The sequence below is a fragment of the Limibacter armeniacum genome, from assembly GCF_036880985.1.
GTDB lineage: Bacteria > Bacteroidota > Bacteroidia > Cytophagales > Flammeovirgaceae > Limibacter > Limibacter armeniacum.
In genome coordinates, this window is record NZ_JBAJNO010000008.1 from 1,882,229 (window position 1) to 1,905,464 (window position 23,236).

Consider the following 23,236-nt stretch of genomic DNA (forward strand, 5'->3'; position numbering starts at 1 on the left):
GTCATTACATCTGTCGACTTTATTATGATTGATTTTAGCTCGTATTGAAGGGGAGTGATGGTTCTTTTGAAATTATTAATAAATGGGATAGGATTTAGACAGTTGTAATAAATGAGCCGGAAAAGTAGAAGAGAGAAGGTCAAGTAAAGTGTTAGGTATTGATTGAGTACAAAAAAAACTCACCAAAGAGATATCCTTTGGTGAGTTTTACATTTGTCATCATGTGGATGACGTTATGATTATATTTTCTGACGGTGCAATAAAAGATTGCTAAATCAATCAGGCACCACCTCCAGTAGCTGTAACATAAAGGTTTACGGCAGAAACCGCACCGATTATCCACATCATTGGGCTTACCTGTCGAATATTACCTGTGGCTAACGAAAGGATCACATAAGATAAAAATCCGAAAGTCAGACCAGTACTGATACTGTATGTAAGTGGCATCAGAACGATAGTAAGAAATGCGGGAACACCTTCAACGAAGTTGTTGAATTCGATCATCTTGATGTTTTTGATCATATATACACCAACAATCACCAAGGCAGGTGCTGTAGCAAATGCAGGTACGACACCAACCAGTGGAGAGAATAGCAGTGCTATGGCAAAAAGGGAGGCAGTTACCACAGATGCGAAACCTGTACGTGCTCCTTCTGCAATACCAGATGCTGATTCAATATAAGTAGTAGTTGTACTTGTTCCCAGCAGTGATCCAATCAGGGTCGCGATAGAATCTGCTTCCAAGATTTTACCCACTTTCGGAATATTGCCTTGTCTGTCTGTCATCTTAGCCTCATGTGCACACGCCATAATAGTACCCAATGAGTCAAACAGGTCAACAAACATAAAGGAGAAAATAGGTGCCACAAAAGCAATATTCAAGGCACTCATAATGTCCAGTTTGAAGGCAATTGGCTCCATAGATGGAGGTGCTGAAATAAATGCTTCAGGCATTTGTACTTCACCCATTGCAATACCTGCTACCGTCATGGCAATGATACCAATTAGGATAGAGCCTGTAACGCGTTTGTATTCAAGAACAGCGATTAACGCTAATCCAGCCAATGCAATAACCATTGGAGTGGTGATATGGCCCATACCTACCAAAGTGGCAGGGTTGTCCACGATCAGTCCCATGTTTTTGAACCCAATAAAGCTGATGAAAAGACCAATACCCGCAGAGGTGGCAATTCTTAGTGAGACGGGAATTGCTTTTACGATTTTCTCACGGATTCCAATCAATGTCAACACGACAAATACAGCACCTGATAGGAATACGATACCCAAAGCAGTTTCCCACTTAATGTTCATTCCAATTACAAGTGTATAAGTAAAAAAGGCGTTCAGTCCCATACCGGGTGCCATGGCAAAAGGTACTCTAGGCCAAAGGGCAGCGATCATTGTTCCGACAAAAGATGCAACACAGGTTACTGTAAACAGGGCACCTTTGTCCATGCCTGCATCACCAAGAATGGAAGGGTTTACAAAGATGATATAGGCCATCGTCAGGAAGGTTGTTAATCCTCCCATTACTTCCTTCTTAACAGTAATGTCTCTGCCGTTTATACCAAAAAACTTACTTAGTTTCTGCATTGAATATAAAGCTATCTGTATTTATGAAATGTTTGTCTTAAAATGAGAAAAAGTATCACTATTGGAAAACCAACTAGCAATACTTTTCATCTCAATGGTTATGATTTGTTACCAAGTCCAACGTACAGCAACCTGTGGTACACTTGTTTCTGTAATCTTGTTGAAGTGGTTGTACCAGTCAATTCCCAGTTCGAGTTTGTTTGCGTTGTCTTCTTTGAAGACAAAGTGACGCCCAATATCAACTAGCAGACGAGCTTGTGAAAGTACATCTGTACCATAGTCCACTCCGAAATCACTTGTTTCCTGCGGAATCACATCAATGAATCCTTCAAATCTGATTCCTGCTCTTTTCCAGATTGGAATATCCCAAGCACCTGTAATCTGTGTAGTAGCCTCATAGAAGTTGTCGTTTCTATAATAGCCAATCAGTTTAAGGAATGTCCCCTGTGGCGCTTTGAATGTAAAACCAATACCGGCAAGACCTGCTCTGAAGTCATTACCGATGTTAAGGCTACCTTCCAATGACACATCAGCAACAGGACCAAAGCTTACTTCTTGTCCTAAAACTTTTGAAAGGCTTAGGTATGGAGACCATTCAGAGTATAGCCTATTTTTGTTTGAAGTTTCAACCAAGTTGCCTTCAGAATCAAAGCCCATAAATCCATTTGGCGCCATGTAGTAATTGATGAAGAAGAAGTTACCACCGTATTTCCACGAGCTGGCATGTTGTAACGTAACAGTCGTCATCTTTCCATCAACAGGATTGTTCAGGATCTTGTCATCATCATACTGAGTACCGTAGTAAGCTTGTACAAAAGTGGAATTCCAGTTCTGTGCAATTGATTTACTGCCGACAACCAACAGTACCATTAGAAAGAGAGTAGTTAAAACTTTTTTCATAAGTTTTTAAAAGTGTGTTTGTGATCGCTTGTTAGATTTATTGTGCAATGCCTTCTTCTTCGAGGGCATCAATTCTTTCCAGTTCTTCTTTTTCTGGTAGTGGTTCTGAGTCTTTCGGTAAAATCAGGTTGAGTAGGATACCTACCAATGAAGCCAACCCGATTCCTGACAGTGAGAAGTTGCCAAGACTGATGGCTGCTCCACCAATGCCAATAGTTAGGATTACAGAAATAATAACCTGATTACGAGTCTTGTTGAAGTCCGTGTGAGACTCTACCAATGTTTTGATACCTACACTGGTAATCATACCAAATAACAGGATCATAATTCCTCCCAAAACAGATGGGGGGATAGTTTTCAGTAAGCCACTTACTTTACCAATCAATGAGAATAGAATGGCAACAATGGCTGAAATCCTAAGGATGCGAGGATTCGTGATTTTGGTAAGGGAGATGGCTCCCGTAACTTCTGAGTATGTCGTGTTAGGTGGTCCACCCAGTAGTCCAGCGAATGCTGTAGCAATTCCATCACCTAACATGGTACGATGAAGTCCTGGGTTTTTAACAAAGTCTTTTTTGGCCACGGCACTGATGGCATACATATCTCCGATATGCTCAATCAAGGGAGCAAATGCCACTGGGATCATATAAAGTATAGCATGGTAATTAAACTCAGGGGTTGCAAGAGCGGGAAAAGAAAACCACTGAGCATCCTTGAGGGGAGATAAGTCTACAATACCTAATGCGAATGCCGTTAGGTAACCAACAATAATACCGGTGAAAATAGGAATCAGTTTGAGCATCCCTTTGCCATAGATGACAGCTATAATCGCTGTAGCAAGTGATGCAATGGCAACTATCCAGTTGGATTTGGCCATGTCAATGGCAACGGGAGCCAGCGATAGGCCGATGACCATAATAACAGGTCCAACTACAACGGAAGGGAAGAATTTTTCTATGACCTTTTGTCCATAGCCCTTTACAATAGCTGAAGAAATGGTATAGACCAACCCGACAGCGATTAGCCCTGAAAGCGTTCCTCCATATCCATAAAGCTTGGTACACTCTACTATGGGCGTGATAAATGCAAAACTGCTACCGATGAAAACAGGTACTTTGCCTTTTGTGATCAGGTGAAATATTAATGTACCTACGCCAGCTGTGAACAGGGCTACAGCCGGATCAATACCTATCAGTAGAGGAACGAGTACCGTTGCGCCAAACGCTACAAACAAAAACTGGGTACCTAGAACGGTATCCTTTAAAAGATTGTTTTTAGTATTGGTCAATGTAATATGGATTTGTGTGGATGATGTTTCGGCTGCAAAAGTAGAAGGTCAATGTATTATTAAGAAATCTAGAACAAATGTGGTAACAATTATTAAATTATATTAATAAATTAAGTGTTTGTTGTACTTTTTAAATATTGTGTATCAAGAATTAGTATTTAAAGCAATTTACATTTAGTTTTACCTTGTAATAATGCAATTCATAATTGAATCGCTTATCACAGAAATTCGTTGTTATACCTTAAAATTGATACTAAGATGCTGAAGACAAATTTATATATCCGACTGAATGGCTACGCTCTTTTTGAGCAGTGCCTGCCTGCTGTGCAGCGGTGGTGATATTGTTTGTCTGAACGCGTATAGAAATATACCTTTCAATGCAAAAAGCCCTCATCTGCTACAGGCAGGTGAGGGCTTTTTGTATTTGCATGTTTGCGAAAGGCAATACAAGCAAAACCCATAAAAGAATTGAATTAGAACAACAAGCTATATATATGGCAACGAATAAACTAAGAGGAAAGGAGCTTGAGAAGCTTGGTTTCCCAAAAGGAAGAGTAAGTACAATCATACTTGAAATATTTCAATCTAAAAGATTTAAAAAACACGATAAAGAAGAGAAACTTTCCATGCTTCAAGCCCTGATAGATAATCGGGAAGATTTTAGATACGATCCTGACTTTAGAAGGGTAGTGGAGGCAATGGAAGGCAAAACAGACAAAGGAGTTGAGTACGAACTGGAGGATAGGGAATTGCCTTGTCACATATTCGGAAAGGAAAACATTCAGGATGGCGCACTTCGCCAAATGAATGCTGCCATGAAATTGCCTATCACCGCTGAAGGTGCCCTGATGCCCGATGCCCATCAGGGTTATGGATTGCCTATCGGTGGTGTATTGGCTACTGAAAATGCAGTAATTCCTTATGGCGTCGGAGTGGATATTGGATGCAGAATGTGCTTATCAGTATATCCGATGGACGCTTCAATTCTGGAAGGGCAAAGAGGCAAGCTGCGAAATATACTGCTAGAAAATACCCGTTTTGGTAAGTCTGAATTTGAGTTGCCACTTGACCATGAGGTTCTTGAGCGGAAAGAGTTTCAAGAAATAGGAATCGTTCGCTCACTGAAAGACAAGGCATATTGTCAAATTGGGTCTTCTGGCGGAGGAAATCACTTTGTGGAATTTGGCATTACCGAGATCTTGGATCCCGAAAATGAATTTGGAGTACCAGTCGGTAAGTACTTGGCAGTTCTGTCCCATTCAGGCTCAAGAGGACTAGGTGCTTATATCGCACAGCATTATACCCGAATCGCAATGGATGCTTGCCATTTACCTGGTGAAGCAAAGCATTTGGCATGGCTTGACCTAAATACTGAAGCGGGTCAAGAATACTGGTTGGCGATGAACCTGGCAGGGGATTATGCTTCAGCGTGTCACCATCAGATACATTACAGGATCGGGAAGAAGTTGGGTGAGAAGCCGCTTTTCAAAGTTGAAAACCATCACAACTTCGCTTGGAAAGAGCAACTGGCAGACGGCAGAGAAGTCATTGTACACCGTAAAGGAGCAACACCCGCCAAGAAAGGAGAATTGGGCGTAATACCTGGATCTATGACGCAGGCAGGGTTTATTGTTAGGGGAAGAGGTAATGCAGCATCCTTGAATTCTGCATCTCATGGAGCAGGTAGGTTACTTTCAAGAACCATGGCTAAAAATACCATCTCACAGTCTGAAGTTAACAAGTTGTTGGATGAGCATGGAATCACTTTGATTGGAAGTGGACTGGATGAAGCTCCTCAAGCCTATAAGGATATCCGAACGGTAATGAGGGCACAGACAGATCTTGTGGATGTGATAGGGACTTTCAAACCTAAAATCGTCCGAATGAGTGACGATGATAGATAAGTAAAGTATCAAAATCAGCAGGTAGGAGATATATCCTACCTGCTGTAATATCGAATTTGTTCAATTTGAATGATTTGTATAGGAGAATATGGTGAAATCTTATTCAATAATTTTAAATTGCGCGCCGAATAACTTTTTGTTTAGCATTCAAACTCCATTTTCAATTCATGGCTGAAAAAACGGTTTATGGTCTTCCCCGCAAAAAGGAAGAAGTAATTTCTCTGTTACAGGAGGCATATGCATCCAACAATTTGGATGAAGCTGAATATGAAAAACGGCTTTCCATGGCATATGAGTCCAAAAGTATTGAGGAGTTGAGAGAGGTCATTTACGATTTCCCTCAAAGGGATCGTTTTTTCCCTTTTCAGGAGCAATATGAACCAAAGCAGACCACATCTTATAGAGGTGTAAAGAGAAAGGAGGTAAACCTGTTTTCGGCACCGAATACACATTTCTCATTATTGGGTAATCAGTATGTGGATGGGCAGTCAATGGACGCAGGACCTTTGAATGTGATTACAGTACTTGGCGAGAACAACGTTAATTTGAAGAATGTAGCAGCTGAAAATAAACTGAAAGATGTTTATATCTCATGCATTCTTGGAAACACTGTCATTGACCTTAGAAATTACAATTTTCAAGGTAGACTCATTGAGCTGGAATTAAAGTCTCTTATAGGGAATGTAACGCTTCTGTTGCCTGAAGGTGTTAGGATTAAAAACAAAATGCTTCACCTAATCGGTAACATCAATCGGAGTGTAATAAAAAAGGGAATGAAATGGTTCAAGCGTCATCATGGAATGAAACTTCCCGTAAGCGATGAGGAAGCAACTGATAACCACTTTTATTGCGACTTTGAATTAAAGCTTAGAGGTTTTAGCCTGATTGGGAATGTAGATATACTATATTTTGTAACAGGAGAGAATGCAGATCAAAATGGTCATGATTTTTTTGAAAATGACCCATTTAACCTACGGGATTTTAGACGGAAATGATCATATGGGGATGAATTTAACAGGTAGTTGGATCTACGAAGAAGACTTCGGATATGGAATGTCTCGAGGAGTGGCAGAACTAGTGCAGGTCGGCAATAAAATATCAGGCTCCATTCAGTTAAGAGAAGAAGTTGATGGGGAAGATCCTTTTACCGTTGTACAACAAATAGAAGGCTCTATACAAGATGATAGGGTAGTGATGGTTGGCGTCTCATATGAAGTAAAAGGTCAGCCTGAAAACTTTGAGTACTGTTTGGATAGCTGGGATGGTCAGTTAACGAATAAAGACCTGATTGTAGGGGAATCAGAGGATAGTGATGGTCTGATTGGAATATTTGTTTTTAAAAGACAAAAGCCAAAGTAAAATACTATCGTTTAGGTGATTACTGTAAATAATTGACTAAAGTCAATGAAAAAGTGAAACTTTAATTATTTTAACATCGTATTAAATATTATATCTCATTTAATTGTTGAGAATTATACAAACTGAAACCAATTTTCGAAATACTAACATGCATATACTATGGACTTTTTAATTGCAGCCCTTCAGCCTATAAATTTACCATATACCATCTTGATGGCGGTTGTTGCGCTATATTGGCTTAGTGTAATCATTGGCGTATTAGACTTTGATACCTTTGATATTGACCTAGATGCAGATGCAGATATTGAGGTGGATGGCGAAATAGGAGCGATGGCTCAAGTATTGCATTATTTCAATATCGGAGAATTGCCATTGATGATAATCTTCAGTTTTTGGTTCCTTTTTATGTGGGTAGGTTCAGTATTGACAAATCACTATTTAGGAAATGATTCATGGTTAATAGCTGGAGCTATTTTGATTCCTAATGCCTTTGTTTCACTTATGCTTACCAAGTATGCAACAAAGCCATTTCAGAAGGCTTTTTCACACTTGACAAAGGAAGAGGATACATCAGTAATTGGTAAAGAATGTAAATTGATTATACCTGCATCTTTAGATAAAAAAGGACAGGCAGAAGTATATACATCAGGCTATCACCAAAGAGTATATGTGAAACCCTTGGATGACAAGAAATTGCAGAAAGGTGATACCGCTTTAATTATTGAATTTGACGAGCAGCAGAAATGCTATCTGATAGAACCTTTAGCTACTTTAAACTAACATTGATGACAGAAAGAAAATGAAAGACCTTGTTTATATTACCAAAAGAATAAAATTAGAATTTGATAAAAATGACATTGCGATATCAAAAGTAGATATCGATGAAATGACAAAAGAGCTAGACGATGCTACTCGCTTAATCTTTAGGGAAAATGCAACGGTGAATGTTGAAGGTGGATATATTTATATTTCAATTCCTTATGAGGTGGCGGCAGATCTGAGTAGACTGAAAGACTTTTTCAAATTCGGAGCTAAATAAATTTGTGACCGTTTTTTTAAATCACCATCAGTTAATACTGATACTTTTTTAAGAACACACTTTAACACTATAAGGATAAATCAATCTAAATCTTAAAATCAATTCTTATGATCATTGAAGCAACAGCGATGATAGTGGGGGGTATTGCCCTCGTTTTGCTAGGCTTTTTGGCTATGATTGCCAAGTTCTACAAGAAGGTGCCGCAAGGTAAGGCTATTGTCAGAACAGGTATGGGTGGACTGAAAGTCTCATTCCAAGGAATTTTTGTAATTCCTGTTATTCACAAGTGTGAGATCATGGATATCTCACTGAAAAACATCGACATCAGTCGTGAAGGTAAGCAAGGGTTGATCTGTAAGGACAACATGCGTGCTGATATTCGTGTAGCCTTCTTCGTTAGGGTTAATAACGATCAAAAAGATGTGGCTGCAGTAGCACAAACGATTGGTTGTGAGCGTGCCTCTGAAATAGATCAGCTTAGAACACTGTTTGAAGCAAAGTTCTCAGAAGCTTTGAAGACAGCTGGTAAGCGTTTCGACTTTGTAGACCTTTACAGTGCAAGGGTAGAGTTCAAGCAAGAGGTGATTGACATTATTGGTACTGACCTGAATGGTTATGTATTGGATGACTGTGCCATTGACTACTTGGAGCAAACAGACGTTGAGGAGCTTGATCCTGATAATATCTTGGATGCGGAAGGTATCAAGAAAATCACCGAGCTGACTGCTACTCAAAAAGTACAGGCAAACTTGGTGAAAAATGATGAAACCAAGCGTATCAAGAAACAGGACGTAGAAGGCCGTGAGGCTGTACTTGCTCTGGAAAGACAGCAGATTGAAGCAGAAGAAAAGCAGAAGCGTGAAATTGCAGAAGTAAGAGCACGTGAAGAGGCCTCTGCTGAGAAAATCAGACAAGAAGAAAGACTGAAGTCTGAGCAAGCGAAGATTCAGGTTGAAGAAGAGCTTGGTATTGCTGAAGAGAATAAGCGTCGCCAAGTATTGGTAGCGGAGAAAAGCAAGGAGAGAACGGAAGCGCTGGAAAACGAAAGAATCCACAAGGAACGTTCTTTGGCAGAAAACGAGCGTGAGCGCGTTGTAGAAATTGCTAGAATTGAGAAGGAAAGAGCAGTTGAGGAAGAGCGCAAGAACATTCAGGATGTAATCCGTGAGCGTGTATCAGTACAGAAAGCTGTAGTGATGGAAGAGGAGAAAATCAAGGATACACAGGCATTTGCTGAAGCTGAGCGTAAGAAAGCAGTTGCTATCAAGGAGGCGGAGCAGAAAGCTGAAGAGGCATTGGTAATGGAGCTGAAATCTGCTGAAGCAGCAAAAGAAGCAGCCAAGATGCAAGCGGAGAAACAACGTACCGAAGCTGCTGCTGAGTTTGAAACAGCTAGCCAGAAAGCAGAGGCCTTGAAAATCATGGCTGAAGCGAAGTCTGCTGAAATTGCAGCACAAGGTATGGCTGAAGCACAAGTAACGGAAGCTAGAGCCTTGGCTAGAGAGAAAGAAGCATTTGCGGAGGCAAGAGCCATTGAGGCGGCTTCAGAAGCAGAAGCAAAAGGTATTGCGGCTAAATCTGAAGCACAGGCAGAAGGCAACAAGCTTCTGGGTGAAGCGGAAGCGGATGTGCTGAAGAAGAAAATGATCGCCGAAGCGGAAGGTATGGAAGTGAAAGCCAATGCCATCGAGATGGAAGGCAAGGCTGAAGCAGCTGTGCTGAAAGAGAAAGCCATGGTAGAGGCGCAGCGTATAGAGGCGGAAGCTGAGGCAATGAAGCACTTGGACGACGAGACAAGAGCGCTGGAGCAGTTCAAGCTGAAGCTGAATATGGAAAAAGAAGTGGCGCTTGCAAGACTGGAAGTGCAGCGTGAAATGGCAAAAGCACAGGCTTCTGTGTTAGCTGAGGTTATGAAGTCTGCCAACATTGATATCGTAGGTGGTGAAGCGGCATTTATTGACCGTATCATGAACTCGATCACAATGGGTAAAAGTGTTGACCACTTCCTGAACAACAGTGAAACCCTGACTGAAGTGAAAGATAACCTGCTTTCAGGAGAGAACGGTAACCTGATTGAAAAAGTAAAGGGTTTTGTTCAGCAGTTCGGCCTGACTACTGAAGACATCAAAAACCTGAGCATAGCTTCCCTGTTGCACAAGCTGCAAGGTATGGCAGAGACTGCACAGCAAAAACAAACGCTGGAATCTGCGCATGAAAAAGCTAAAGCTATGGGACTGTCAGAAATGCTGATTTCCAACTGGATTAGATAGTAAAACAAAAATGACTTCGGTGACTGAGCGAAGCCGAAGTCTTATTTCACCGCAGGTTGACCTGCCTGCGGTGATTTTTTTAACAAAATCTCAATCAAATAACCCTACCTATGGAATCAATCTTACAACTTAAAAAAGGTGAAATCCATTTGAATGAAGAGGAAGTGGTGATTTTGGATAATGCCAAAAAGCTTAGAATCATGTCTTTGGTTAATTCTGTTTTGTTCATCATAATGTCTGTCTTGTTTTACCTAAAAGAACTGAAGGGAGAATCATATATGGTTTGGTTATGGGGAGTCATTGGTCTTGCCCATATTGGGATATTAGTGAACAAAATCTTTTTCATGACAACGGACAGTGTGTTATTCTTGAATGAGATTAATGCAGTGAAAAGACATCCAATAAGAGACGAAATACTCTATGTGTTCACTAAAGGCAGTCGAAAAAAAAGATGCATAAATGCAGAGCCTTCTATGATCGAAAACCTGAAAAACTACTTTAAGGAGAAAGGGATAAGCGTAAAATAACCTAAAAGATATGTACACCATACTACCCGTAAATCATGGAGAAATCCACTTGAATGAAGAGGAAGTGGTGATTTTGGATAATGCCAAAAGATTAAAAACAATATCGCTCATAGGGTCTGCTATCTGGATCTTATTTTAAATTGGACTCTTGTTAAAAGGAGTGGAGACTTTTACAGAATATTCAACTTTCGTTGTCTGTACAAGCCCATTGCATGTAATGATGTTGACCTATAATCTTCTATTTGTGAGAAATGACAATGTATTGTTTTTGAGTGATATCAAAGAAGTGCGTAAACATCGGTTTAAATGAAAATTCATTGAGTGTCTTATTCAAGGCAAGCAGGAAGAGACGAAGGGTTAATGCAAATAAAGAAGAAGTGAATAAGTTAAAAGAATACTTTCAGCATAAAGGAACTAAGGTGAACTAATAGCTTGATTACCTTAAACCAAGAATATCAAAAATCTAAATTCTAGTTGTATTGGTCAGTAAACTTGTAGGATCACGCCTGCGGCGTGTTCTCACGAACCACAGGCACATGTTATGTGGTGTTTCGCAAGATCAGGGCGTAGCCGCGGACGGCTAGTTCTAACCCTACATGTCTGTTAACTATTACATCTAGTATCTAGCTTCTAAAAATAAATTACCTATGTCAACAATAGATACGGCGGAAGAAACCAAAAAAGAAACACAACTGGACAGCGGAACCTATGAGATTCTTCGCAAGCGATTAGGGTCGCAGGCAGAAGAGCTACAGTCCCGACTGAATAAGCTGAACAGCGCAAGAAAGGAGATTTTCGGAGCCTTGGATGCACGTTTGCTGGCAACCGACCGTATCTCGACAGACAATAACTGCGTGCCGAGGGATATGGTACCTGTACTGGAAAACCTCTTTATCTTCGGTTACAACGTTCATATTGGACTTAAGAAGGAAGCTGCACTGAGTGATGTTTTCAGTGTTTACGCTTACAATAGCACAGATCATTCCTTTCATCCTAAAGATTTGAATATCCTTCATGATAAGACATTTGAGAAGGAGTTCAAGGAATTGTATCAGTATTACCGTGATACAGTTTTTGTAAAGTTTTTTGTAAAGGACAATTTCCTGTACATGATCTTCCGTGTCGGCAAGAATGTAACCGACATCAAAGCCTTCAAATGGCTGATTGAAGAGAATGGGCTGAAATATATAGATAATAGAAGTGACCATGAGGTACAGTATCCACGTCAGCATGAGTTTGAGTGGAAGCGTGCTTCAAGAGATGATCACCGCACAGGAGAACACCCGCATGTGTCCATTATGGATAGGGTATTTGTGGAAACGGTAGGTGGTGACCTGACTATTAAGATTGAGGATAATACTTCAACGGGAGAGGGAATCTATGCGGAAGAGGTGGAAATTGCTGATCAGACACTGGACGATGCAGAAATCTATTATGCTGATCTGGGTAATCTGATTCTTCTGAAAATGAGACCATTTCAGGAGAAAAAATGGCGCTTTATCGTATTCAACGACAAGATAAAGGAAGCTCGCCGAATTGATGCCATTGAAGATTCATGCGTGTTGCTGCCTGATGATCAGGGCATCATTGTGTCCAATGGTTATTACCTTCAGACGGGTGAGTACAAGCATTTTGATAGCGAGCTTACTGGGTTAAAATTTGAACGTCGTATCCACTCTCCAAATGGGGAGGACACAATGTATGTGTTCTATCAGCGAGAGCTGGGCGAATATATTCTGCTTTCCTACAATGTGATCGAGAAGCAGGTGGAAAGCCCGATTGCCTGTCATGGTTATTCCTTCTTCAAAAGTGGTGAACTGGTTTACTTCAAGACTGATGATGAACCGAAGAAGATTCACGGCTTGCAGGTTTGGCAAACACCGTATGTGCACCCTGATTTTGTGCAGGCACCTGCACATGCTGATTCCTTCCTGTATAAGGTGGGGAACAAGGACATTGTAAGGGCAATGTCAGATTGTTATGCAGTACTGAATCTTTGCCGAAAGGAAGATTCTTACGAAGGTTTGTATGCAGATTTGTCAAGGTCTGCGATGGCGGTAACGGACAATTACTACTGGGTAGGTAATGAGGAAGCATTTGAGCTTTCGGACACACTTAGTGAAATTCGCTTGACAGCTTCTACGGCAATCGAAGAGTTTGAGAAAGTGGCAAGACAGCGTAAGCATGCTGCCGAACAAACCAAGCTGATTTCAGAGAAAGCAGATGAGCTGCTGAAAGAAGTCGATCGTCGTATCTTCCAGCATGTGGACGAGTTTGTCCGTTTCCTAGCCGAACTGAGAACGGTAAGGGGAGAAGTGATTTCCCTGAAAGAAGTACGCTATGTGGACCTTTCACTGGTTGATCACTATGAAACGGCATTGGCTGAGAAATCCGATAAGCTTTCTGCCAAGTGTGTAGAGTTCCTGCTTCGTGATGACGCCTTGCTACCTTATGTAGAAAAGGTGGAAGCTGTACAGGAAGAAGCAGAAGCAGTGGAGAAAGTGACGGTAGCCGATGAAGTGGCGGAAGGAATTGCCAAAATTGGCAGTGAGCTGGAGTTACTGATCGATATCGTCTCCAATCTGAAAATTGAGGATGCGACCCAGACAACACAAATTATTGACCTGATCTCTGATATTTATGCAAGGCTGAACAATGTGAAAGCCAAGCTAAAGGCAAGGAGAAAAGAACTGTTGGGAGCGGAAGCCATTGCGGAGTTCAATGCACAGTTGAAACTGATCAATCAGGCAGTTGTCAACTATCTGGATGTTTCAGATACACCACAGAAATGTGAGGAATACCTGACTAAGCTGATGGTTCAGATGGAAGAGCTGGAAGGCAAGTTCTCGGACTTTGATGAGTTCTTGGGCGAACTGACAGCCAAGCGTGATGAAATCTATTCTGCATTTGAAACCCGCAAGACGCAACTTCAGGAGGAGCGAAACAAGCGTGCCATGTCGGTTCAGTCGGCAGCGGAGCGTATCCTGAAAGGAATCCGCAACAAGCTGAAATCCATCAAGGAGATCAACGAGATCAATTCCTACTTTGCTTCTGACCTAATGGTGGACAAGGTGCGTGACATGATCAAGAAGCTCCATGAGATTGAGGATGCGCCTAAGGCAGAAGACCTGCAAAGTCAGCTCAAGACCCTGAAGGAAGATGCTGTACGTCAGTTAAAAGACCGTCAGGATCTGTTTGTAGGAGGTGACAATGTCATCAAGATGGGACGTCACCATTTTGCGGTCAATACACAGGAATTGGATGCTTCATTGGTATTGAAGGATGATGGATTCTTTTACCATTTGGCAGGAACTCAGTTCTATGAGAAAGTGATCAATGAGCAACTGGAGCAAACCCGTGAGGTGTGGCAACAGTCTGTGATTTCAGAAAATAAAACGGTTTACCGTGGCGAGTATTTGGCTTATCAGCTATTCAGGGCAATTGAAAACGGTGCTGCCAATACTACATTTAATGAGTTTCAGGAAAAGGATGATACTGAAAGGCTCGAAGTGGTACAAGCATTTATGGCATCCCGTTACCATGAAGGTTATACCAAAGGGGTGCACGACAAGGATGCCTTGCTGATACTGGAGGCCTTGGTGCTGATGCGCATGAATATTGGCTTGCTCCGTTACAGCCCAGATGCAAGGGCTACAGCAGCCCTGTTTTGGTCAGAAGGCATGGAAAAGGCAGATAAGCAGCAGCTTGAAAACCGCATCAAGGGCATGTCCCTGATCTTGCAGGTATTCCCTGATTCCAAAGAATACCAATCACTGATTGAGGATTTGGAAGAGGATATGACCGTCTTTGCCAAAAGCTTGACTTCAGCCCTTCAGTCAACAGCAAAGGAAGCAGCGGCTTATCTGTTCCACGAATTGGCAACCGATACAGATTTTATCGCAAGTAAGGAAGCCACACAACTGTGCAAGCAGTTCCTGCAGCATATCGAGATGAAACGGGTACAGCGAGACTATGAGGAAACAAAAAGAAAACTGAAAGAAACCGACCTTTTGCACCGACTGGAATGGGAATTGGGTTGGCTGAATGCTTTTGCTTCCACCTTGCCTGAAGAAGAGCAAACGGTTTACGCCGATTACCTGTCAGAAGCCGCCGTGATTTTGTTGCTTGATGACCTGAACAGCCGAAAGGTTTCCCAATTGTCCGTCAAGCAGGAACTGAAAGGGCTGGCAGGAGATCATGCAGTCATTACGCAAAGCCAATATCAGTTTGATTACAATGCCTTGATGGAAAAGCTTCAGTCATTCGAAGCCATTCAGGTGCCGAAGTTTGAGGCATTTATCAATCTGAAGAAAGAAATTGCAGCAGACTTCAAAGCCAAGGTCAAGCTGGACAGCTTTAAGCCGAGAGTGCTTTCCTCCTTTGTCCGCAACAAGCTGATCGATGATGTGTACCTGCCATTGGTCGGGGATAACCTTGCCAAGCAGATGGGTACCGTCGGGGAAAACAAACGTACCGACCTGATGGGCTTGCTTTTGCTGGTTTCGCCTCCGGGTTATGGTAAAACCACCCTGATGGAATATATCGCCAGCCGATTGGGACTGATCTTTATGAAAATCAACGGTCCTGCCATCGGGCATCAGGTTACTTCGCTGGATCCTTCGGAAGCACCGAATGCGACCGCAAGGGAAGAATTAGAGAAACTGAACCTCTCCTTCGAGATGGGCGACAATGTCATGATCTACCTGGATGATATTCAGCACTGCCACCCTGAACTGCTGCAGAAGTTTATCTCACTTTGTGACGGTCAGCGTAAGATCGAAGGGGTGTACAAGGGCGTAACCAAAACCTACGATTTCCGAGGAAAGAAAGTCTGTGTCGTGATGGCAGGTAACCCGTACACCGAAAGCGGTGATAAATTCCAGATTCCGGACATGCTGGCAAACAGGGCAGATACCTACAACCTCGGTGAGATTATCGGTGATTCGGCTGAGGCATTCAAGCTGAGTTATATTGAAAACTCCCTGACCTCAAACCCTGTCCTGAACAAGCTGACAAGTAAAAGCAAAAAGGATATCTATACGCTGATCAATATCGCCAAGACAGGCAACAGGGAAGGAGCTGAGTTTGAATCCAATATCTCAGGAGAGGAAGTCAATGAGTTTGTGTCGGTGCTTGAAAAGATGCTGAAAGTGCAGGAAGTGGTGCTGCAGGTCAATCAGCAATACGTGCGTTCGGCAGCGCAGGAAGACGCTTACCGTACAGAACCGCCATTCAAGATGCAAGGATCTTACCGTAACATGAATAAGCTGGCAGAGAAGATTGTCCCAATCATGAATACACAGGAACTGGATACACTGATCCTTTCCCATTATGAAGGAGAATCACAGACCTTGACCACAGGAGCTGAAGCCAATATGCTGAAGTTTAAGTCACTTGTAGGTTGGCAGTCAAATGAGGAAAACCAACGTTGGGATGTTATCTGTCAGACATTCAAGAAGAACAACCAGCTGAAAGGTTTTGGTGACAATAACCAGATGGCACAGGTACTGGCACAGATGTCTGCATTTACGGATGGGCTGGAAGCGATTAAGAAAGCATTGGAAAACGGATTAAAAAACTAATCAGACATTGTTCTGATAGCAGGAAATATATTATCAATCATTAAAACTAAATAGAAATGGACAAGGAAAGGTTATATGACGCATTCGGAGAGCTGTTGTATGCAGTAGCTTTGGCTGATGGAATGATCCAACCAGAAGAAATCAATAAAATTGAGCAAGTGTTGGCTAATCATTCTTGGGGTAGGGAAATCGAGTGGTCATTCAACTATGAAAAAAACAAGAACAATGACCCAAAGCAAGTGTATGAAAAAGCACTTGACACATTGAAACAACATGGGCCTGATCCTGAGTATACATTCCTGATTGAGATTTTGGAAGAAGTAGCAAGAGCAAGTGACGGAATTGACGAATCAGAAGACAAGGTGATTTCAGATATGCAGTCATCACTCAAAATGCACTTTATTCAGCAGGTAGAAGATATGAAGCTGTAATTATTCTCTTTGGTAAGAAAAATGGGTACCTTCAAAAGGTACCCATTTTTTATTACTAATTGATGTCACTATACGTTATGTTTAAAGCATTCAGAATTTCATCGGCTGGAATAATAAAAGTAATTCCTTCTACGCCTTGCCCCACAACTTTGGCATCAATGACACCAATAACTTTACCATTATAGATTAATGGACCACCGCTATTCCCAGGGCTTATACTTACATCGGATTGCAAGAATGTTTTTTCCTCAATAGTACGTTTTCCACTGATCATACCTTTTGAAAGTGTCTGACCTAACGTGATATCAGCAGGAGTGCCAATTGCGATCACAGAAGTTCCTAATTTTACATCATCAGTAGAAATAGGAAGAGGTTTGATTACATGATCTATTTTTAAAAGAGCTAAATCTCTTTGTGCATTATAATTAATCAATTTAGCTTCTAGTTTTTGGTCGTTGGAAAGGATGACTTCTAGAGAATCCACATCTTCAATTACATGGTAATTAGTGATGATATAACCATCTTCACTGATAGCGAAACCACTACCATGACCTGCTTCTGTATTGACTGTGACAACAGAATTTACTAAGTCTTCAAACTCTTCTGATATAGGAATGTTTTTTTGTATAGTAATTTTCTGCTCTAAGCTTGTTTCAACACTTTTGTTAGTTAATTCATAAAGCTCTGAAGATGTATTTAAAAATTCATGAAAGTTTTGGCTGAATACATTCTCAAAAACACTTCTGATATCTGTAGAAATATTAAACCCTTTGGTACTAATTTTTTTCTCCATTAGAGTGTTATTAGTTCTTCTCAGTTTTACTTTCCAAATAACTTCAATATTGGATTGAATTGGATATATATCAGCATTGGCATATTTTGTAGTTACACTATTGAAGAATTTAGTTACTTCTGCAGTAATGATATACCTTGGTAGCTTTAATGGAGTGAGTGTATTTTTTGATTCAAAATCCGGTACTTGAAAGTTTAAATCTTCTAATGACTCATTCACTGCTTTCTCTAATTCAAAATCCTTGAATTGTATGTCTTTTTCCCAATCAATAGTTCTACTATAGCTGTTATAAGTGATTTTACCAGCTTTTTCCCCCTCTTTCAAATTAATATTGACTTCACTGCAGAATATCAAATCTGTTACATCTTCAACCTTTTTATTTTTTTTGTAAATCGGTAATGTTAATTCTGAAGACAGATAATCATAAGCCTTTTTATTCGAAGTGATTATATCAATAACGAATGGAAGAGAGAAGCCTATGGCGTAACTAGAAAGTGCCATTGTAGGGTTTTCATCGTCAATATTGAGTGCTAAGCCTAAACCACCTGGTCCGGTGAGTACGCTCCCTAACCAGGTATTTCCCAAAGTTGAAGTTGCACGGGTTCTATGTGTAGGAACTTCTATAGTAGTTGTCTCATAACCTTCTTTTGCTAAGGATATATGTAATGGGGCTTCATGCCTTTCAACTTTTACCTTCAGTGGCGTTTCACCTACATATTCATGATCAATATAGACCTTAGCGTTAGGTTCATTAGATTTAACTTGTATTTTCTGTTTATGCCCTAACATAATTGTATGGCATCCAGTTAAAAAAAGTAGAGGAATCAATAAAAAAGTTATAAATCTCATTTTTTGAATTTTAATTGAATGATAAAAAGGCTTCGTCAACATGAAGAGCCTCATTTTTAAATTAGTTGATACTGCTATATTTAATATTTAAACCTCTAAATATTTCATTGATAGGTATGATAAATGTAATGCCTTCAATCCCATTACCCACCATTTTTGCATCGACAATCCCGATTACTTTTCCTTCATAGAGCAGGGGACCACCACTATTTCCTGGGCTTATACTGACATCTGATTGTAGGTATTGTTTTTCATCAATCTTACGTTTGCCACTGATCATACCTTTTGATAGGGTTTGACCTAATGCAATATCAGCAGGTGTACCTATGGCAATTACTGAGGCTCCAAGTTTAACTGATTCTTTTGAAAGCGGTAAAGGTTTTATAGTATGGTCTATTTTCAGAAGTGCCAAATCTCTCTCTGAGTTGAAGTTTATTAGTTTTGCTTCATATTTTTCATTATTAGAAAGAATTACTTCCAATGTGTCGACATCTGCTACAACATGAAAGTTTGTGATAATATAACCATCCTCACTGATAGCAAAGCCACTTCCATGACCTGTATTGGTATTGACAGTTACAGCTGATTGTATCCAATCTTCTGCTTCATTAGATACGGGAATACCATCAGGAATTGAAACTGAAGTTGTCAGTCTCTGACTTTTCTTTTTTACAACTAATTCATAGAACTCGGGAGTAATATTAAGGAACTGGTAAAAGCTATATTCAAAAGTTTTCTTAAAGGCATCTCTTACTTCTTTGGATGGTGTGTAGTTTTGAACCTTTACAGCTTTTTCAATCAAAACTTCTTCAGTCTTTCTTTTCAGAACCTTCCATGTTACTTCAAGGTCAGTTGTCAATGCATAATGTTCAGCGTTTCTTTCTCTAGCGACAGATCTTTGCCCAATGTTGAAAGTAACATGATTGTAGACTTTAGTTACTTCAGCCTTCAGTATATACCTTGGTAAAAGAATCGGTTGTAATGCTCCTTTTACTTCAAAGTCAGGGACTTTAAATCCATATTTGTCTAATTCCGTATTTACGGTTTTTTCTAACTCAAAATCTTGAAAAGTAATATCTTCTTGCCAATCTATTTCTTTAGAGATATTTCCATATTTTACTTTTCCTGCTTCTTCTCCTTCTTTTAAATCTACTGATACAGAAGTACAGAATATCAAATCTGTTTCTACTTTAATTGTGTCAGGTTTTTTATAGATTGGTAAATTAAGTTCAGAGTTTAGATATTGGTATTTAGCTCCGGAGTATTTGTCTATTAAAAAAGCTGCAGTAATACCTGTTGCTTGAATGCCTAAATTTAATCCAAAAGTTTCTTCAGAGTTAGTTGCTCCTACCATACTTGAACCTAAAGCACCTACGATACCACCTAATATTACATTTCCGACAATAGCGTTTCCTTGTAGCCTTTTATAGGATGGAATTACATAAGTCGCAGAGTCATAACCATCTTTTGATAAAGTAATGTTGAGGGGTTTTTCTTGTCTTTTAATTCTTTTTTTAAAAGGAGTGACTCCAACATATTCATTATCTATATAGATTTCGGCTTTTTCTATGTTAGAGTCAATACTGATTTTTTGTTTTGTGCCATGAATAATAGTTTGGCAGCTAGATAATAGAGTTAATACTGATAGTAGAATTGTAGAAAGTTTCATCTTGCATGTGGTTAATTAGTGGAATGCAAAAATATTCATATTTTACTAATAAATGTAAATTATTGAAATAGTTGTTGATAAAATAATGTGACTTATGGATTAACTCTCTTTCAGGGCTTATGCCCTGAAAGGAGGATATGTTTAAATGGTTAATATTCAGTCACATTTATAGAGTATGTTTCAACTGCACTTTTATACTAAATCCATAAGTTTTGGTTGGCAATAAGGCAGCTTCTTCAATAGCACCACTCCAAGGAGAAGAAGAAGTGACAGCACTTTCAGGGTCTACATGCTGGTTGTCTAATCCCAAAATCAGTAGGTTTCTGCCAAATGCACTGAAGCGAATCTTGTCAATAAATTTGATACCCAATTTGTCTCCAGTCAGGTTATAACCTATTGATAAATCCCTCAGCTTAATATAGGAAGCGTCAAATACATTCAACTCATCAACAGAATTGAACATTTTACCATATTCCTCAGCACTGATGCGTGTCATGTTTGTAGAGCCATCACGGTTTTTGCCTTCCAGTACAATGCCATCTTCCCGAATATTGTTGGCTGTAGTCTCTATTAAGGTACCTGCATACATACCATACCTATTGGTGTAAGATATATAATGACCTCCTTTTTGAATATCAAACAGGAAACTCAGGTCAAGGTCTTTAAAACGGAATGTGTTGCGAATGCCCATATTGTAGTCAGGCATTACTTTACCCAAGTCTTGGTTGGTTATGGTAGCATACTGTCCATCACTGTTTAGAATGGCATTACCTTGTGTATTATCTCTTTCAATTGCAGTACCCATGAGAACAAGGTTGCCAGCATCCTGTACTTGAACTTTTACTCCTCTGTACTCTTCAGCACTTAGCGATGTGAACTCAGGAATAAAGTTCATTTCAAAGTTATTGGTGTAGAAGTTACCATCTACCTTCCAGTTAAAGTCTTTGAACTTAAGAATGTCTGCACTAAGGTTTAGTTGAATGCCTTTATTGGTTAAGGAACCTATATTTATTAGCCGATTGCTGTATCCTGTACCACTGTTTACAGTGATTGGGAAAATAGCATCATTGGTTTTGTTGGCATAATATGTAAAGTCAACAGTTAGCCTGTTCTTGAAAAAAACTAATGAGGTCCCTAATTCAAGATCAGCAACTGTTTCAGCTGACAAGTCAGAAGTAAGGTAGTTAGCAGTTGAAAAAATAGACTGTCTTACTCCATGATGAATTAGTCCTCTGACAGTACCATAACTAAATAAGCTGTTAGGTAAAGGTTTCCTGAAAACATAGGCTGCGGAAACCCCGAAGTCTGAATTATTTTCTGATTGTCCTTCTGGACTGTCAATAATACCTGAAACTTCTGTGAAAATAGTCTCTTTCCAATTGGCTGTGACTGAGGCTTTATAGTAAGTGTTTTTTAAATTCAACCCAATGGTTTGAATAGAAGCAGGTTGATTAGAGTTGTAAAGCGCATATATACCTGCAACACTTAAACCTCCATTTGTGGATGCGTTTTTATAAGTGCTTTTTTGGTTTTGTACTCCTCCAGTAAGTGAGCCAATCAAATTCCAGTCACCATACTGTCTCTTCATATTAACTAATAACTCAAAGTTTTCGGTATCCTCTGTTTGAGCATTGGTACTGAATTGACTTTGTTGAACAGAGCCAATTGCAATTCTTTCTTCAGAATTGAAAGAATAACTTTCTCCAAAATAGCGGGTAGTCAAATCGAGCCAATCAGTTGCGGCAAAACTAGCTTGTGCATTCCAACTATTATGGGTACGGTTGTCGTTTTGGAAATTATAGTATCGTGTCCAGTAAGGGTTGTTATGAGATAGCGGAAGGCTGTTGTCAATTGCCCTTCTGTTCCAAGCAGCTTGGTGACCTCCCTGATAGATAAAGTTTTGCAGATGATCATAGTCCAATTGGGTTTGTGTCCATTGGATCATGGAAGTATTGATATTTAAGTTATTAGTGCCAACTGCAGGTCTGCCCATTACTTTTTGCTTCAAGTAATTAGCACTTAAGCTGAAAGTTATTTTTTCTATTGGTTTAAGGGCTATGTAACCCTTTAACCTGTCATGATTGTAATCCGAATTGGGCGTATATCCATCATTGTTAGTCCTTGAATAGGTAAATCTAGAGTTGACTAATGGTGTTGTGATCCAGGCCGTAACATGGTGAGCTCCCGTATGTCCTCTATCATAAAAATCCTCATAAGTAATATTGGGAGCTACCCAAGGAGAGGTACCGTAGATAGTGCCTTCTTGGTCTAGGTTATACCAATGTACTACTTCTGTACCGTCAAGTTTAGGACCCCAGCTTTCATCTACCATATAATCAACAGTATTGTATATATTTTCGTCAGATCCTTGTACCTGTTGGAAGCTTGAGCTGTTACCCCCTCCATATTCATACTGTAGTTTGGGTAGTGCAATTACCTTTTCAGAGATAGAAGTGTATTCATAATCAACTCCCACATATTTGTCATCACTGAAATGGCTATTTGTATTGATAATGATTGCTCCATTGCTGGCGGCAGAACCATATAACATACTGGCTGAGGCACCTGAAATTACCTTTACTTCTTTAATCTCTTGAACAGGTATGTCTTGCAAGACACTGCCGTAATCATAATCTCCATTGGTTGACAAAAGGTCTGAGGAAAGTAAAGGAACTCCATCCAAGACGATCAGTGGTTTGCTGTTTCCTGACAAGTTATTGATACCTCTTGACTGTACAGAAACAGAACCGAACTGATTGCCAGATGCACTAGCAATTTTGAATCCTGATACATTTCCTGAAAGTGCCTCTAAAAGGTTTGTGGAGTGGCTGTTTTTAAGGTTAGCGCTGTTAAGTTCTTGAATATGATGCAGCTGTTTATAGTTATGGGTATTTGGGTATAACTCTACAACTGTACTATCCTGAATAATGTCTTGAGAGAAGGCTTCTCCTGCCACAGAGGTGAAAAATACTAAATGGGATAAAAGTATTTTACACAGTTTGTTTTGAAAAAAGTTTAACATCGAGAAAGTG

15 protein-coding genes are annotated in these 23,236 nt (G+C 40.0%); 9 read left to right on the forward strand and 6 right to left on the reverse strand.

Translation table 11 applies throughout. The annotated features are described in order from the left end of the window. Nucleotides 1-279: 279 nt before the first annotated feature. From V6R21_RS13790 to V6R21_RS13800, 3 genes are all read right to left on the reverse strand, one after another. Nucleotides 280-1,593 carry an NCS2 family permease gene (locus tag V6R21_RS13790; RefSeq protein WP_334244204.1) on the reverse strand — a complete coding sequence of 438 codons (1,314 nt, stop codon included), beginning with the start codon at nucleotides 1,591-1,593 and terminating at the stop codon, nucleotides 280-282. 108 nt (nucleotides 1,594-1,701) lie between these two features. Beyond that, on the reverse strand, nucleotides 1,702-2,493 hold the full coding sequence (locus V6R21_RS13795) for a hypothetical protein (RefSeq protein ID WP_334244205.1): 792 nt from the start codon (nucleotides 2,491-2,493) through the stop codon (nucleotides 1,702-1,704). A gap of 37 nt (nucleotides 2,494-2,530) precedes the next feature. Continuing rightward, a complete protein-coding gene (locus tag V6R21_RS13800; protein WP_334244207.1) occupies nucleotides 2,531-3,781 on the reverse strand; it encodes a uracil-xanthine permease family protein in 1,251 nt (416 codons plus the stop codon). 494 nt (nucleotides 3,782-4,275) lie between these two features. Here V6R21_RS13800 and V6R21_RS13805 point away from each other — a divergent pair, with 494 nt between their 5' ends. From V6R21_RS13805 to V6R21_RS13845, 9 genes are all read left to right on the forward strand, one after another. Further along, the gene (locus V6R21_RS13805) at nucleotides 4,276-5,685 is read left to right on the forward strand and encodes an RtcB family protein (protein WP_334244208.1); all 1,410 of its coding nucleotides are present in this window, start codon (nucleotides 4,276-4,278) and stop codon (nucleotides 5,683-5,685) included. Between the two features lie 167 nt (nucleotides 5,686-5,852). After that, entirely contained in the window at nucleotides 5,853-6,680 is an 828-nt protein-coding gene (locus tag V6R21_RS13810; RefSeq protein ID WP_334244209.1) for a DUF1707 SHOCT-like domain-containing protein, read from the forward strand. A gap of 4 nt (nucleotides 6,681-6,684) precedes the next feature. Next, a complete protein-coding gene (locus tag V6R21_RS13815; RefSeq protein WP_334244210.1) occupies nucleotides 6,685-7,044 on the forward strand; it encodes a hypothetical protein in 360 nt (119 codons plus the stop codon). 159 nt (nucleotides 7,045-7,203) lie between these two features. Beyond that, complete coding sequence (locus tag V6R21_RS13820; protein ID WP_334244211.1) at nucleotides 7,204-7,824, forward strand: hypothetical protein; 621 nt, start codon at nucleotides 7,204-7,206, stop codon at nucleotides 7,822-7,824. 19 nt (nucleotides 7,825-7,843) lie between these two features. Further along, nucleotides 7,844-8,083 (forward strand): hypothetical protein, encoded by a 240-nt coding sequence (locus tag V6R21_RS13825; RefSeq protein WP_334244212.1) that lies wholly within the window; start codon nucleotides 7,844-7,846, stop codon nucleotides 8,081-8,083. Nucleotides 8,084-8,190: 107 nt separating this feature from the next. Next, entirely contained in the window at nucleotides 8,191-10,353 is a 2,163-nt protein-coding gene (locus V6R21_RS13830; RefSeq protein ID WP_334244213.1) for a flotillin family protein, read from the forward strand. 110 nt (nucleotides 10,354-10,463) lie between these two features. Beyond that, nucleotides 10,464-10,880 carry a hypothetical protein gene (locus V6R21_RS13835; RefSeq protein ID WP_334244214.1) on the forward strand — a complete coding sequence of 139 codons (417 nt, stop codon included), beginning with the start codon at nucleotides 10,464-10,466 and terminating at the stop codon, nucleotides 10,878-10,880. 647 nt (nucleotides 10,881-11,527) lie between these two features. Then, on the forward strand, nucleotides 11,528-16,462 hold the full coding sequence (locus V6R21_RS13840; RefSeq protein ID WP_334244215.1) for a DNA repair ATPase: 4,935 nt from the start codon (nucleotides 11,528-11,530) through the stop codon (nucleotides 16,460-16,462). Between the two features lie 56 nt (nucleotides 16,463-16,518). Continuing rightward, entirely contained in the window at nucleotides 16,519-16,893 is a 375-nt protein-coding gene (locus tag V6R21_RS13845) for a tellurite resistance TerB family protein (protein ID WP_334244216.1), read from the forward strand. 55 nt (nucleotides 16,894-16,948) lie between these two features. Here V6R21_RS13845 and V6R21_RS13850 read toward each other — a convergent pair whose 3' ends face one another. The 3 genes from V6R21_RS13850 to V6R21_RS13860 form a co-directional block, all read right to left on the reverse strand. Further along, the gene (locus tag V6R21_RS13850) at nucleotides 16,949-18,577 is read right to left on the reverse strand and encodes a trypsin-like peptidase domain-containing protein (RefSeq protein ID WP_334244217.1); all 1,629 of its coding nucleotides are present in this window, start codon (nucleotides 18,575-18,577) and stop codon (nucleotides 16,949-16,951) included. 19 nt (nucleotides 18,578-18,596) lie between these two features. Continuing rightward, on the reverse strand, nucleotides 18,597-20,204 hold the full coding sequence (locus V6R21_RS13855; protein ID WP_334244218.1) for a S1C family serine protease: 1,608 nt from the start codon (nucleotides 20,202-20,204) through the stop codon (nucleotides 18,597-18,599). Nucleotides 20,205-20,370: 166 nt separating this feature from the next. Continuing rightward, on the reverse strand, nucleotides 20,371-23,226 hold the full coding sequence (locus tag V6R21_RS13860; protein ID WP_334244219.1) for a TonB-dependent receptor plug domain-containing protein: 2,856 nt from the start codon (nucleotides 23,224-23,226) through the stop codon (nucleotides 20,371-20,373). Nucleotides 23,227-23,236 lie beyond the last annotated feature (10 nt).

Excerpts from the sequence above, each read along its gene's own strand:
- V6R21_RS13825 (WP_334244212.1), top strand. The coding sequence starts at position 7,844 with ATGAAAGACCTTGTTTATATTACCAAAAGAATAAAATTAGAATTTGAT.
- V6R21_RS13830 (WP_334244213.1), top strand. The coding sequence starts at position 8,191 with ATGATCATTGAAGCAACAGCGATGATAGTGGGGGGTATTGCCCTCGTT.
- V6R21_RS13820 (WP_334244211.1), top strand. The coding sequence starts at position 7,204 with ATGGACTTTTTAATTGCAGCCCTTCAGCCTATAAATTTACCATATACC.
- V6R21_RS13855 (WP_334244218.1), bottom strand. The coding sequence starts at position 20,204 with ATGAAACTTTCTACAATTCTACTATCAGTATTAACTCTATTATCTAGC.
- V6R21_RS13860 (WP_334244219.1), bottom strand. The coding sequence starts at position 23,226 with ATGTTAAACTTTTTTCAAAACAAACTGTGTAAAATACTTTTATCCCAT.
- V6R21_RS13835 (WP_334244214.1), top strand. The coding sequence starts at position 10,464 with ATGGAATCAATCTTACAACTTAAAAAAGGTGAAATCCATTTGAATGAA.
- V6R21_RS13790 (WP_334244204.1), bottom strand. The coding sequence starts at position 1,593 with ATGCAGAAACTAAGTAAGTTTTTTGGTATAAACGGCAGAGACATTACT.
- V6R21_RS13795 (WP_334244205.1), bottom strand. The coding sequence starts at position 2,493 with ATGAAAAAAGTTTTAACTACTCTCTTTCTAATGGTACTGTTGGTTGTC.
- V6R21_RS13840 (WP_334244215.1), top strand. The coding sequence starts at position 11,528 with ATGTCAACAATAGATACGGCGGAAGAAACCAAAAAAGAAACACAACTG.
- V6R21_RS13845 (WP_334244216.1), top strand. The coding sequence starts at position 16,519 with ATGGACAAGGAAAGGTTATATGACGCATTCGGAGAGCTGTTGTATGCA.
- V6R21_RS13850 (WP_334244217.1), bottom strand. The coding sequence starts at position 18,577 with ATGTTGACGAAGCCTTTTTATCATTCAATTAAAATTCAAAAAATGAGA.
- V6R21_RS13810 (WP_334244209.1), top strand. The coding sequence starts at position 5,853 with ATGGCTGAAAAAACGGTTTATGGTCTTCCCCGCAAAAAGGAAGAAGTA.
- V6R21_RS13805 (WP_334244208.1), top strand. The coding sequence starts at position 4,276 with ATGGCAACGAATAAACTAAGAGGAAAGGAGCTTGAGAAGCTTGGTTTC.
- V6R21_RS13815 (WP_334244210.1), top strand. The coding sequence starts at position 6,685 with ATGGGGATGAATTTAACAGGTAGTTGGATCTACGAAGAAGACTTCGGA.